Origin of the sequence: Nocardia sp. NPDC004068, assembly GCF_042874315.1 — a bacterium.
Classification (GTDB): domain Bacteria; phylum Actinomycetota; class Actinomycetes; order Mycobacteriales; family Mycobacteriaceae; genus Nocardia.
Map to the genome: position 1 here is coordinate 88,205 of NZ_JBIAMW010000010.1, position 13,145 is coordinate 101,349.

The window sequence follows — 13,145 nt, forward strand, 5'->3', positions numbered from 1 at the left end:
GTCTGGCATGGTGCGACTGTGCGTACCATGACCGCCGCCGCGGCCCGCCGGACCGCGCTCGCCGCCCAGGGATTCGCCACGCCACGGCCGTCGTCCCCACCCAGCCGCCGCACGATCCTGCGGGTGCTGGAGCGGACGCAGCTGCTGCAACTGGATTCGGTGTCGGCGGTGGTGCGGGCGCACTACGCGCCGGTGTTCAGCCGCATCGGCGCGTACGACCGCACCCTGCTCGACGAGGCGGCGTGGAGTCACAGCGCGCGGCGGCCGCGGCGGCTGGTCGAGTACTGGGCGCACGAGGCGGCGCTGCTCCCGGTCGAGGACTGGCCGCTGCTGCGGTGGCGGATGGAGCGGTATCGCCACGGCCGGTGGGGCGGCGCGCGAAACGTGTTGCAGCGCAACCCAAACCTACCGGGTGACGTGCTCGGGGTGATCGGCGAATTCGGGGCGAGCACGGCCGGGGAGGTCGAGCGGCATCTGGAACTGGACCGGCCGCGCAGCAAGGACCACTGGGGCTGGAACTACAGCGACACCAAGGTGGTCTGCGAGGTGCTGTTCGCCACCGGTGAGCTGTCGGTCGACAAGCGGGTGGGCTTCCAGCGCCACTACGACCTCACCGAGCGCGTGCTGCCGCCGGAGATCACGGCCCAGCGCGTCGAGGAGCCGGAGGCGGTGCTCGAACTCGTCCGCCGCGCCGCGGTCGCCCTGGGCATCGCCACCGAACCGGATCTGCGCGACTACTACCGCCTGCACCGCAGCCAAACCGAACCCGCCATCGCGGCATTGGTGGACGCGGGGATGCTGGAGCCGGTCCAGGTCGACGGCTGGGACCGGGTGGCCTATCTCCACGCGGCGGCGCGCACGCCGCGGCGGATCGAGGGCGCGGCGCTGCTGTGCCCGTTCGATCCGCTCATCTTCTTCCGGCCCCGCACCGAAAGGATCTTCGACTTCCACTACCGCATCGAGATCTACACCCCGGAACCCAAACGCGTGCACGGCTATTACGTGTTCCCGTTCCTGCTCGACGGCGAGCTGGTGGCCCGGGTCGACCTGCGCGCGGAGCGCGGCACTGGGCGCCTGCTGGTCCCCGGCGCCTTCGCCGAACCGGGCTGGGATTCGCCCTATGTCACAAGCGAACTCGCCCGAGCACTGCGCGAACTGGCCGCCTGGCTGGAACTGGACACGGTCGAGATCGGGGCGCGCGGCGACCTGGCGGGCCCACTGGGCCGCGTCTTCGCGGCGGTGGCGTAGGCGTCTCGAGACGCTCGGGAATGGAACGGGCTGTGCTCCGGGTTGGCACCGAGCGAGAGACGACGGAGGAGAGCGGGGATGAAGGTCCGATTCGGGGTCGGGTTGGGAATGGACAGCGGACCCGCGGAATTCGCGCGGGTCGTGGACCTGCTCGAGGCGGCGGGTGTGGATTCGCTGTGGCTGTCGGAGGTGATCTACGCCGACGCGGTGGATCCGACGGTCGGGATGGCCTTCGCGTTGTCGCGGACCGAGCGGTTGAAGGTGGGCACCTCGGTGGCGATCCTGCCCGGCCGTCATCCCGTCTTGGTGGCCAAGCAGCTCGCGTCGCTGGCGGCGCTGGCGCCCAAGCGGGTGCTGCCGGTGTTCGGACTGCAACCGGCGCGGCCCGGCGAGCGGGACCTGTTCGAGGTGCCGAAAGGCAAGCGCGGCGCGGTCTTCGACGAATCGCTGCGCCTGCTGCGCGCGGCGCTGGCCGAGGAGAAGCTGAACTTCACCGGGCGGTTCTTCACCGTGCGGGACGCCGCGATCGGGCCGCGCCCGGCCCGGCCGCTGGACATCTGGTTGGGGGGTTCGGCCCCGGCGGCGTTCGAACGCATCGGACGGTTCGGCGACGGGTGGTTGGGCAGCTTCCCGACCCCGGCCGAGGCCCGGACCGCGCGGGCGGCCATCGAGGCGGCGGCCGCGGCGGCGGGGCGGGAGATCGAATCCGACCACTACGGCGTCAATCTCGTTGTCGCCGAGGGTGATCCGCCCGCCGATCTGGTGGCCGCCGTGCGGGCGCGCAGGCCCGACGTCGATCCCGCCGAACTCGTCGCGGCCGACTGGGACGCGGTGCGCCGCCTCGTCGACGGTTACCTCGACGCGGGCATCACCAAATTCGTGGTCCGCTCCGCGGGCACCGAATCGTTCGAGGCGTTCCTGGACCGCTTCACCGACGTGTTGCTGCCCTTGGAGTCGAAGTAGCGCAACCGCGTTCGCGTCGGTGCTACCGTCGGCGCATGTCGTCGAAGCGGACGCGGGGCGCGGCGCTGGCGGCCATCGCCGTTCTGCTCCTGAGCGGCTGTGGCGGTTCGGGCGGGACGCGCACCCGCGAGACGGGATCGTGGCCACCGGCCGGCGGGCGCGGACCCTGCGCGGTCGACAAACAGGAGAACGTCCCCGCCACCATGCGCGACGGTGTCGTGCTGAAGGCGGACGTGTACCGCCCGCGCACCGGGGACGCGGTGCCGGTCGTGCTCATGCGCACCCAGTACGGCAAAACGGCCGCGCAGATCCAGCCCTCCCGCTACCAAACCCCGGACTGGTTCGCCTCGCACTGCTATCTCGTTGTGGTGCAGGACATTCGGGGTCAGGGCGTGTCGGGCGGCACCTTCACCGAATTCGCCGCCGACCGCGCCGACGGCTACGACTCGGTCGAGTGGGCCGCGGGCCTGCCCGGTTCCAACGGCAAGGTCGGCATGTACGGCTCGTCCTACGTCGGGGCGACCCAATGGCTGGCCGCGGTGGAGACCCCGCCGCATCTGACCACGATCGTGCCCGCCAACACCGCCTCGGACTACTACGACGGCTGGACCTACGAGGGCGGCGCGTTCCGGCTGGCCTTCGTCGAACCCTGGGTGATGGAGACCATCGCCACCAGCGCGGCGGTCAATCGCGGGGACACCGGCACCGCGAAACAGTTGCGGGCCGACGGCGCCGACTACACCCATTGGCTGGCGTATCGGCCGTACCGGCAGTTTCCGCCCCTGCACCCGGGCGATCCGGCGGTGGCGCCCTGGTTCTTCGACTGGATCCGGCACTCCACCCGCGACGACTACTGGAAGCAGTGGAGCATCCGCGACCGCTATCCGTCGGTGAAGGTGCCCGTGCTCGATATGGAGGGCTGGTACGACGCCTTCCTCGCGGGCGGGGTGGAGAACTTCGCGGGCATGGTCCGCTCCGGCGGCACCGAGGACGCCCGCCGCAACCAACGGCTCGTGATCGGGCCGTGGGACCACGTCGGCTGGGGGCGGCCGGGTTCGCACATCTCCGCGCCCATGCTCGACGGCGGTCCCGGGGGCGACAGTCCCGTGAACGACCTCATGCTGGCCTGGTTCGATCACTTCCTGAAGGGGCGCGACAACAACGTCTCGGGCAAGCCGCGGGTCGACTACTTCCTGATGGGCGCCGACCGCTGGAAGTCCGCCGACGCCTGGCCCCTGCCGAACACCCGCTGGACCACCTACTACTTCTCCGGCAACGGCGACGCCAGCCCCCAGAACCGCAGCGGCGCACTGACTTCCGAACGCCCCACGAGTCCGCAACCGCCGGACCACTACATCTACGATCCGCTCACCCCGGCACCCAGCGCGGGCGGGCACTCCTGTTGCGGCGCGAGCACCGGACCGCAGGGACCGTTCGACCAATTCGTGGTCGAACAACGCACCGACGTCCTCACCTACACCAGCGCCCCGCTCACCGCCGACACCGAACTCACCGGTCCGACGACGGTCGACCTGTGGGCCACCTCCACCGCGCCCGATACCGACTTCACCGCCAAACTCGTGGTGGTCGCGCCCGACGGCTCGTCGCGCAATCTGAACAACGGCATCCTGCGCGCGGCCTTCCGCGACTCGCTCGAGAATCCGACACCCATCGTGCCCGGCCAGCCCTACCGGTACAGCATCAAGATCTGGCCGACCAGCTTCCTGGTGCCCGCGGGCTCGCGCCTCCGGATCGAGATCTCCTCCAGCGACTATCCGCAGTACGCTCCCAACCCGAACACCGGCGAGCCGTTCGGCCTCGGCACCGCCACGCAGAGCGCGACCCAGACGATCCTGCACGACCCCGACCACCCGTCGTCGGTGACGCTGCCGATCATCCCCGCCGGGGACGGCGGAACCACCGAATTCCCTTCGGGCCGTTAGCCGTTCACGCGACCGCGCCCGCCCGCTCCTGGGCATTGCGCGCGTCCTCGGCCCGTCCCCATCGACCCGCGAGCGCGGCGCAGGTGAACAACTGGATCTGATGAAAGATCATCAGCGGCAACACGATCAACCCCACCGCGTGCCCCCCGAACAGCACCGTGGCCATCGGCAGCCCACTCGCCAGACTCTTCTTCGACCCGCAGAAGATCAACACGATCCGATCACCCCGCCCGAACCCGGCGACCCGCCCCAGCACCGAGGTCGTGGCGAGCACCAGCGCCAGCAGCCCCGCGCACACCGCGACCACCGCCGCGAGCGCCCACCCCGAGATCCCGCGCCAGACGTGTTCCACCATCCCCGCGCTGAAGGCCGCGTACACGACCAGATACACCGACCCCCGATCCACCACCCGCGTCAGCGCCGCGTGCCGCAGCACCGGACGCAACCGGGACCGCAGCACCTGCCCGGCCAGGAACGGCAGCAGCAACTGCGACACGATCGCCAGCACCGCGCCCGCCGACACCGTCGCCCCGCCCGGGGTGCGCAGCAGCAGCACGACCAGCAGCGGCGTCACGAACACGCCGAGCAGATTCGACAGCGACGCGCTCACCACCGCCCCCGCCACGTTGCCCCGGGCGATCGCGGTGAACGCGATCGACGACTGCACCGTCGAGGGCAGCAGCGTCAGGAACAGCACCCCCGTGTACAACTCGTCGCTCAGCACACCGGGCACCAGCGGCCGCAACGCCAGCCCGAGCAGCGGGAACACCAGATAGGTGACCGCGAGGACCGTCGAGTGCAGCCGCCAATGCCGCAGTCCCGCAAGGGCTTCGCGCGGTTCCAGGCGCGCGCCGTAGAGCAGGAACAGCGCGCCGATGGCGACGGTGGTGACCCGGTCCAGCACGGCGGCCGCCTCGCCGCGTGCGGGCAGGACCACGGCCACCAGCACGCTGACCAGCAGGCCGAGCATGAAGGCGTCGATGCGTAGCTTGGCGAAGAACCTCACCCTCGCACGGTAGAACCCGGCACACCGATCGCGACAGGCGGTGAAAGCGATAACTCCGAACGAGTATCGTGATCAATGTGTTCGATCCCGACCTGCTGCGGACCTTCCTGGCGGTCGAGCGGGCCGGGGGCTTCACCGCCGCGGGCCGCCTGCTCGGGCTGCGACAGTCGACGGTCAGCGGCCACATCGCCCGGCTCGAACAGGCGACCGGCCGCGCCCTGTTCCGCCGCGACACCCGCAACCTCGCCCTGACCGCCGACGGCGCGGCCATGGTCGGATTCGCGCGCGACATCCTCGACGCCCAGGCCCGCGCCGAACGCCACTTCGCCGAATCGCACCTGACCGGACTGATCCGGCTCGGCGCCTCCGACGACGTCATGGCCCGCGAACTGCCCGAGGTGCTGCTCGAATTCCAGCGCAGCCATCCGGGGGTCGATCTGGAGCTGACCGTCGGGCTCAGCGAGAACCTCGAGCACCGGCTCGCGGCGGGCGAACTGGACCTCATGGTCGGCAAGCGGCTGCCCGGCGAGCGGCACGGCGAACCGCTCTGGCGCGACCGCACGGTGTGGGCCGGACCTTCGGGCGCAACGGGTTTCGCCGATCCGATCCCGCTGGTGACCTATCCGCCGCCGAGCATCACCCGCCGCGTCGCGTTGCGCGCCCTGGAACGCCACGGCCGGACCTGGCGCATCGCCTGCGTCAGCGACAGCCAGCTCGGCTTGCGCGCGGCCGTCCTGGCCGGTCTCGGTCTGACCGTGCACGCCGAAAGTCTGCTCCCGCCAGGGCTTTTCGCGGTGCGCGACGACCGGCTGCCCGATCTGGGGGAGCTGGAGTTCGTGCTGTTGCGCCGCCGGGAGCGGCCCTCGGAACCCGAACGCGCGCTGTACGAGGCCATCGCCGCGTCGGCGCGGCGGCTGCGCCCGGCCACCGTCGGTTCACCTGTCGGTCCAGGTCGTTAACCTGGTTGCCGTGGCAGATCCCGCGACCTACCGACCCGCCCCGGGCACCATCCCCGTCGAACCCGGCGTCTACAAATTCCGGGACGCGCACGGGCGGGTCATCTACGTCGGTAAGGCCAAGAGCCTGCGGAGCCGGTTGAACTCCTACTTCGCCGACATCACCTCGCTGCATCCGCGCACCCGGCAGATGGTCACCTCGGCGGCCGCGGTGGAGTGGACGGTCGTCACCACCGAGGTGGAAGCCCTTCAGCTGGAATACAACTGGATCAAGGAATTCGATCCGCGCTTCAACGTCCGCTACCGCGACGACAAGACCTACCCGATGCTCGCGGTCAGCATGAACGAGGAGTATCCGCGGGTGTTCGTCTACCGCGGCGCGCGCAAGAAGGGGGTGCGCTACTTCGGCCCCTACGCGCACGCCTGGGCCATCCGCGAGACGGTCGATCTGCTGCTGCGCGTGTTCCCGGTGCGCACCTGCTCCAACGGCGTGTTCCGGCGGCATCAGCAGATCGGGCGGCCGTGCCTGCTCGGCTACATCGACAAATGCTCGGCCCCCTGCGTCGGCCGCGTCGACGCCGCCGAGCACCGCCGCATCGCCGAGGACTTCTGCGACTTCCTCTCCGGCCGGACCGACCGGATGGTGCGCGAACTCAAACGCGAAATGCACACGGCCGCAGCAGAATTGGACTTCGAGGCCGCGGCCCGGCTGCGCGACGACGTACAGGCGCTCGAACGCGCGCTGGAGAAGCAGGCCGTCGTGCTCGGCACCGGCACCGACGCCGACGTGATCGCCTTCGCCACCGACGAACTCGAGGCGGCGGTGCAGATCTTCCACGTCCGCGACGGACGCGTGCGCGGCCAGCGCGGCTGGGTGGTCGACAAGTCCGGCGACGCTGCCGACCTGGGCTGGTCAGGCCCGGAGGAGGCAGCCCGCGTAACCACGGAGGGCCCCGGCACAGGTCGAGACGATGAGCGCGACGTCGAATCCGGCGGCGAACTGGCCGCGCTGGTCGAGCAGTTCCTCACCCAGTTCTACGGCGAGCAGGCCGCCTTCGCCGAGAACACCGACACCGAGACCCCGGCGACCGTGGTCCCGCGCGAGGTGCTCGTGCCCACCCTGCCGCTGGACATCGACCAGATCCAGGGCTGGCTCTCGGAGTTGCGCGGCGCGGCCGTGCAGGTGCGGGTGCCGCAGCGCGGCGACAAGAAGGCGCTGATGGAGACGGTCCAGCGCAATGCCGCCGAGGCGCTGGCCCAGCACAAACTCAAGCGCGCGGGCGATCTGACCGCGAGATCGGCCGCGCTGCAAGGCATTCAGGACGCGCTGGAACTCGACTCGGCCCCGTTGCGCATCGAATGCGTCGACATCAGCCATGTGCAGGGCACCGATGTGGTGGCCTCGCTGGTGGTGTTCGAGGACGGGCTGCCGCGCAAATCGGAGTACCGGCACTACACGATCAAGGAGGCCGCGGGGGAGGGCCGCTCCGACGACGTGGCCAGCATCGCCGAGGTGACCCGGCGGCGGTTCTACCGGCTGCGCAAGGATCTCGAGGCCCTCGCCGAGGAGCCCGACAACGCCACGCCCGGGATCGACCCGAAAACCGGTAAGCCGCGCCGATTCTCGTATCCGCCGAACCTGTACGTCGTCGACGGCGGTGCGCCGCAGGTGAACGCGGCCGCGGAGGTGCTCGACGAACTCGGCATCACCGATGTCGCGGTGATCGGGCTGGCGAAACGGCTCGAGGAGGTGTGGGTGCCGAACGAGCCCGACCCGGTGATCATGCCGCGCAACAGCGAATCGCTGTATCTGCTGCAACGGGTGCGCGACGAGGCGCACCGGTTCGCCATCACCTTCCACCGATCCAAACGCTCCCGGCGCATGACCGCCTCCGCGCTCGACGCGGTGCGCGGGCTCGGCGAATCCCGGCGTACCGCCCTCGTCACCCACTTCGGCTCGGTCGCGCGGCTGAAGGAGGCTACGGTGGAGGAGATCACGGAGGTGCCGGGCATCGGAGTCGCCACGGCCAAGGCGGTGCTCGCGGCCCTCAACGATGACTGAGTCGCGAACCGGACTGGTCACGTCTGGGTTTCGTCCCTGGCGTGTGCTCGCCGTCTCGAGCCGATGCGAGGCAGGATGATCGAATGACAGCCCAGAGACGGATCCGATAGGACATGACCAGCGTCGAATCGAACAACAACGCGGCGGACGGCCACGCCGCCGTGACGTCCCTGCGACCCGAGCCCGGCAACGCGGGCGTCGAGGTTGTCATCGTCACCGGACTGTCCGGTGCCGGGCGCGGCACGGCGGCGCGCGTCCTCGAGGACCTCGGCTGGTACGTGGCCGACAACCTGCCGCCCGAAATGATCGCGCGCCTGGTCGAATTGGGCGCCGCGGCCGATCCGCCGATCCGCAAACTGGCCTTGGTCATGGATGTGCGCAGCCGGTTTTTCACCGGCGACCTGTCCGGGGTGACCGAGCAGCTGCGCGCCGCGAACGTGCGCACCCGCGTGCTGTTCCTCGAGGCGTCCGACGACGTGCTGATCCGCCGGTTCGGCTTCGCCCGCCGACGCCACCCGCTCCAGAGCGAGAGCGCCGACGGTACGCTGTCGGCCGGCATCACCGCCGAGCGGCAGCGCTTGGCCACGGTGAAGGCCGCCGCCGATCTGGTCATCGACACCACCGCGCTGTCGGTGCATCAATTGCATCGCAAGCTGGAGGAGGCCTACGGTGGCGGCGCGCCGACCGCGTTGCAGGTGACAATCCAATCGTTCGGTTTCAAGTACGGAGTTCCGCTGGACGCCGACATGGTGTTTGATTTGCGTTTCCTGCCCAATCCGCATTGGGTGCCGGAGTTACGCGAATACACCGGACAGGACGCGGTGGTCAGCGAGTACGTGCTGTCCCAGCCGGGCGCCGACGACTACCTGCGGACCTGTCACCACCTGATCGATCTGACGACCAACGGGTACCGCCAAGAGGGGAAGCGTTACATGACCGTGGCAGTGGGCTGCACCGGCGGTAAGCACCGCAGTGTGGCGATGGCGGAGGCCCTGGGCGAAGCGCTGGGGGCGTCCGATCACGATGTCGTGCGTGTGGTTCACCGAGACCTGGGGCGGGAATGAGCGCAACCGACGAAACGCCCGCGATCGTCGCGCTGGGCGGTGGTCACGGCCTGTACGCGACCCTGTCGGCGGCGCGCCGGCTGACCGAGCGGATCACCGCGGTGGTCACCGTCGCCGACGACGGCGGCTCGTCGGGGCGACTACGCGCCGAACTGGGCATGTTGCCGCCGGGCGATCTGCGGATGGCGCTGGCCGCGCTCTCCGAGGACACCGAGGGACTGTGGGCGCGCACGGTGCAGCACCGCTTCGGCGGCACCGGCGCGCTGGCCGGGCATTCGGTGGGCAACCTCGTTCTCGCGGGCCTGACCGAGGTGCTCGGCGATCCGGTCGCGGCGCTCGACGAGATGGGCCGAGTGCTAGGCATTCGCGGGCGGGTGCTGCCGATGTCGCCGACCGCGTTGATCATCGAGGCCGACGTGTCCGGGCTCGAGGCCGACCCGCGGGTGAGCCGGTGCATCCGGGGGCAGGTCGCGGTGGCGACCACGCCCGGCAAGGTGCGCCGCGTGCGGCTCATTCCGCAGGATCCGCCCGCGAGCCCGGAGGCGACCGCGGCGATCGAGCACGCCGATGTGGTGGTGCTGGGTCCGGGTTCGTGGTTCACCAGTGTCATTCCGCACGTGCTCGTTCCGGGCCTGCACGAGGCGCTCGTGCACACGCGTGCCCGAAAAGTGCTGGTGCTCAACCTCGCCGCGGAGCCGGGTGAGACGGCCGGATTCTCCGCCGAGCGGCACCTGCATGTATTGTCCCAGCACGCACCGGATTTCGCGGTCGATCATGTGCTGGTGGATTCCGGGTCCGTACCCGAGGGTAGCGAGCGCGAACATGTGGCAAGAGCTGCCGAACAGCTGCGCGCACGAGTAACCTTCGCTGATGTCGCCGAGGCGGGGACGGACCGGCACCACCCTGGAAAACTAGCCGCCGCACTGGATCAGGTGATCCGGCTACCTCGGCCGGAAATGACAGGGCTTCGAGTCGAAGGACGGCACCGTGGCCAGCAGGTGCGGTCCGCGTTGGGTGGAAAGGAGCGGGTCTCGTGGCGATGACAGCCGAGGTGAAGGACGAGCTGAGCCGTCTCTCCGTCTCGCAGGTGAGTTCACGCAAGGCGGAGTTGTCGGCGCTACTCCGGTTCGCCGGCGGCTTGCACATCGTCGGTGGGCGGGTGATCGTCGAGGCGGAGGTCGACATGGGGTCGATCGCGCGACGGCTACGCCGCGAGATCTTCGAGCTGTACGGCTACGGCTCCGACGTGCACGTCCTCGGCGCGGGCGGGTTGCGCAAGACCTCCCGGTACGTGGTGCGGGTGTCGAAGGAGGGTGAGGCCCTCGCCCGGCAGACCGGTCTGCTGGATGTGCGCGGGCGTCCCGTGCGCGGCCTGCCCGCGCAGGTGGTCGGCGGCAGCATCGCCGACGCCGAAGCCGCTTGGCGCGGAGCGTTTCTCGCGCACGGCTCGCTGACCGAACCGGGTCGCTCCTCGGCCCTCGAGGTGAGCTGCCCCGGCCCCGAGGCCGCGCTGGCCCTGGTGGGCGCGGCCCGCCGGATGGGCATCTCGGCCAAGGCGCGCGAGGTGCGCGGCACCGATCGGGTCGTGGTCCGCGACGGCGAGGCCATCGGCGCCCTGCTCACCCGGATGGGCGCGCAGGACACGCGCCTGACCTGGGAGGAGCGCCGCATGCGCCGCGAGGTGCGCGCGACGGCCAACCGGCTGGCCAATTTCGACGACGCCAACCTGCGCCGGTCCGCCCGCGCCGCCGTCGCCGCCGCCGCCCGGGTCGAGCGCGCCCTGGAGATACTGGGCGACGACGTCCCCGACCATCTCGCCGCCGCGGGCCGCTTGCGCGTCCAGCACCGCCAGGCATCCCTCGAGGAACTGGGCCAACTGGCCGAGCCCCCCATGACGAAAGACGCGGTGGCGGGCCGCATTCGGCGCCTGCTCTCCATGGCCGACCGCCGCGCCAAGGAATTGGGCGTCCCCGACACGGAATCCGCCGTCACCGCCGAACTCCTCGAAGACGCCTGACCCTTCCCCCGAGAACCGCCGCCGCACGAAACCCCCTGTGCGACGGCGGTTTTCATAGATTCATCCCCAGCCCGAAAGTTATCCCCAGAACACGTTCCACCACCCCCACCCACCCCACCGGTGCGGTAGTTTCGAGGTGCCAGGTTAGGGGTGACCGAAGCGTAAGGGGGCCAGACGATGACGACGTTGGTTCAGCTGGAGGCGAGAGTGGCGGCACTGGAGGCGAACCGAGCCGAGGACCACGCCACCTCCGGCGCGGTGCAGGCTTTGAGCGCCAAGGTGGACGCGCTGAGCGCCAAGGTGGACGCCAACGACGAACGGTACGAGGCGCGCTTCGACTCGATCGAGGCGACCCAGACGGCCCTCGTCGAGGGACAGGCGTCCCTGGTGGCGGGGCAGATCGCTTTGGAGGGCCGCCAGACCAGACTCGAGGAGGGTCAGATCCGGCTGGAAGCGGGGCAGTCATCTCTGGAGCGCAAGGCCGAGATTCAGCGGAAGATGACGAACGCGCTGGGGGAGCGGCTGGCCGAGTTCCAGATCGAGACGCGAAATCGATTCGATCAGTTGGAGACTCGGATGGACCGGTACTTCGACCAGGCGAACGGGCGGTTCCGATCGCTCGAGGAGGGGCTCGCCGAGCTGAAAGACCTTGTGGTGCTGGCGTTGAACGGGCGCGCGGGCCAGTGAAGGGCGGGCTTCGCTAGGTGGTTAACGGGCCGTCGGGGCGTCGGCGGCGGTCCGGGCCGATCGCGGGAACTCCCGCAGTTCGGTGTGAGTAGGGGCATGTCTGTGTCCTCGCGGCGTGGGCATTAGTGTGGACTTTGCAACGGAACGAAATCCGCTTGAAAGCTGAGGAGCGATAACGTGACTGTCCGGGTAGGCATCAACGGCTTCGGCCGCATCGGTCGTAACTTCTTCAGGGCGGTGGAGGCGCAGAAGGCGCTGGGTACCACGGATATCGAGATCGTCGCGGTCAACGACCTCACCGACAACGCCACCCTGGCGACGCTGCTCAAGTACGACTCCATCCTCGGCCGCCTGCCGCAGGATGTCTCGCTCGACGGTGATGACACCATCGTCGTGGGCGACCAGCGGATCAAGGCGCTCGCCATCAAGGAGGGCCCGTCGGCCCTGCCCTGGGGCGATCTGGGTGTCGACGTGGTGGTCGAGTCGACCGGTATCTTCACCGACGCCGCCAAGGCCAAGGGCCACCTGGCCGCCGGGGCCAAGAAGGTGATCATCTCCGCGCCCGCCAAGGACGAGGACATCACCCTGGTCATGGGCGTCAACGACGACAAGTACGACGGCAGCCAGAACATCATCTCCAACGCGTCCTGCACCACCAACTGCCTGGGCCCGCTGGCCAAGGTCCTCAACGACGCGTTCGGCATCGAACGCGGCCTGATGACCACCGTGCACGCCTACACCCAGGACCAGAACCTGCAGGACGGCCCGCACAAGGATCTGCGTCGCGCCCGCGCCGCCGCCCTGAACATCGTGCCCACCTCCACCGGCGCGGCCAAGGCCATCGGCCTGGTGCTGCCGGAGCTGGTCGGCAAGCTGGACGGCTACGCGCTGCGCGTGCCGGTCCCGACGGGCTCGCTCACCGACCTGACCGTCACCCTGAGCAAGGCCGTCCCGGTCGACGAGATCAACGCCGCCTACAAGGCCGCCGCCGAGGGTCCGCTCAAGGGCATCCTGAAGTACAACACCGACCCGATCGTCTCCAGCGACATCGTCACCGACCCGCACTCCTGCATCTACGACGCGCCGCTGACCAAGGTCATCGACGGTCAGGTGAAGGTCAACGGCTGGTACGACAACGAGTGGGGCTACTCCAACCGCCTGGCCGACCTCGTGGGCCTCGTCGGCAAGTCGCTGTAGAC

General features: G+C 69.8%; 11 protein-coding genes. 10 read left to right on the top strand and 1 reads right to left on the bottom strand.

The window, feature by feature from the left end:
* Positions 1-18 precede the first annotated feature (18 nt).
* The 3 genes from ACFYTQ_RS25225 to ACFYTQ_RS25235 all read left to right on the top strand — a co-directional run bounded on the left by ACFYTQ_RS25225 (position 19) and on the right by ACFYTQ_RS25235 (position 4,154).
* Positions 19-1,248: a winged helix-turn-helix domain-containing protein gene (locus ACFYTQ_RS25225; RefSeq protein ID WP_387365693.1), complete on the top strand. Its 1,230-nt coding sequence runs from the start codon at positions 19-21 to the stop codon at positions 1,246-1,248.
* Between the two features lie 78 nt (positions 1,249-1,326).
* Positions 1,327-2,211: a TIGR03854 family LLM class F420-dependent oxidoreductase gene (locus tag ACFYTQ_RS25230; protein ID WP_387365696.1), complete on the top strand. Its 885-nt coding sequence runs from the start codon at positions 1,327-1,329 to the stop codon at positions 2,209-2,211.
* 35 nt (positions 2,212-2,246) lie between these two features.
* A complete protein-coding gene (locus ACFYTQ_RS25235) occupies positions 2,247-4,154 on the top strand; it encodes a CocE/NonD family hydrolase (protein ID WP_387365699.1) in 1,908 nt (635 codons plus the stop codon).
* A 4-nt stretch (positions 4,155-4,158) separates the two neighbouring features.
* On the opposite strand, the gene ACFYTQ_RS25240 is transcribed toward ACFYTQ_RS25235, so the two are convergent.
* Positions 4,159-5,160, bottom strand: coding sequence for a bile acid:sodium symporter family protein (locus ACFYTQ_RS25240; protein WP_387365702.1), 1,002 nt, complete (start codon positions 5,158-5,160; stop codon positions 4,159-4,161).
* A 71-nt stretch (positions 5,161-5,231) separates the two neighbouring features.
* Here ACFYTQ_RS25240 and ACFYTQ_RS25245 point away from each other — a divergent pair, with 71 nt between their 5' ends.
* The 7 genes from ACFYTQ_RS25245 (at position 5,232) to gap (ending at position 13,143) form a co-directional block, all read left to right on the top strand.
* Positions 5,232-6,119, top strand: a complete 888-nt coding sequence (locus ACFYTQ_RS25245) for a LysR substrate-binding domain-containing protein (RefSeq protein ID WP_387366185.1) — start codon at positions 5,232-5,234, stop codon at positions 6,117-6,119.
* A 10-nt stretch (positions 6,120-6,129) separates the two neighbouring features.
* Complete coding sequence (uvrC, locus tag ACFYTQ_RS25250) at positions 6,130-8,178, top strand: excinuclease ABC subunit UvrC (RefSeq protein ID WP_387365705.1); 2,049 nt, start codon at positions 6,130-6,132, stop codon at positions 8,176-8,178.
* A 113-nt stretch (positions 8,179-8,291) separates the two neighbouring features.
* Complete coding sequence (gene rapZ, locus ACFYTQ_RS25255; RefSeq protein ID WP_387365708.1) at positions 8,292-9,242, top strand: RNase adapter RapZ; 951 nt, start codon at positions 8,292-8,294, stop codon at positions 9,240-9,242.
* Positions 9,239-10,285 (top strand): uridine diphosphate-N-acetylglucosamine-binding protein YvcK, encoded by a 1,047-nt coding sequence (yvcK, locus tag ACFYTQ_RS25260; protein WP_387365711.1) that lies wholly within the window; start codon positions 9,239-9,241, stop codon positions 10,283-10,285. Before rapZ ends, yvcK begins: the two co-directional genes overlap by 4 nt.
* Positions 10,276-11,259 carry a DNA-binding protein WhiA gene (gene whiA / locus ACFYTQ_RS25265; protein ID WP_387365714.1) on the top strand — a complete coding sequence of 328 codons (984 nt, stop codon included), beginning with the start codon at positions 10,276-10,278 and terminating at the stop codon, positions 11,257-11,259. Before yvcK ends, whiA begins: the two co-directional genes overlap by 10 nt.
* 177 nt (positions 11,260-11,436) lie before the next feature.
* Positions 11,437-11,946, top strand: coding sequence for a hypothetical protein (locus ACFYTQ_RS25270; RefSeq protein ID WP_387365717.1), 510 nt, complete (start codon positions 11,437-11,439; stop codon positions 11,944-11,946).
* Between the two features lie 177 nt (positions 11,947-12,123).
* Positions 12,124-13,143, top strand: a complete 1,020-nt coding sequence (gene gap, locus ACFYTQ_RS25275) for a type I glyceraldehyde-3-phosphate dehydrogenase (protein WP_387365720.1) — start codon at positions 12,124-12,126, stop codon at positions 13,141-13,143.
* Positions 13,144-13,145: the final 2 nt, after the last annotated feature.

Coding starts and splice junctions, on each gene's coding strand:
- yvcK (WP_387365711.1), top strand. CDS start 9,239: ATGAGCGCAACCGACGAAACGCCCGCGATCGTCGCGCTGGGCGGTGGT.
- ACFYTQ_RS25270 (WP_387365717.1), top strand. CDS start 11,437: ATGACGACGTTGGTTCAGCTGGAGGCGAGAGTGGCGGCACTGGAGGCG.
- ACFYTQ_RS25235 (WP_387365699.1), top strand. CDS start 2,247: ATGTCGTCGAAGCGGACGCGGGGCGCGGCGCTGGCGGCCATCGCCGTT.
- ACFYTQ_RS25230 (WP_387365696.1), top strand. CDS start 1,327: ATGAAGGTCCGATTCGGGGTCGGGTTGGGAATGGACAGCGGACCCGCG.
- rapZ (WP_387365708.1), top strand. CDS start 8,292: ATGACCAGCGTCGAATCGAACAACAACGCGGCGGACGGCCACGCCGCC.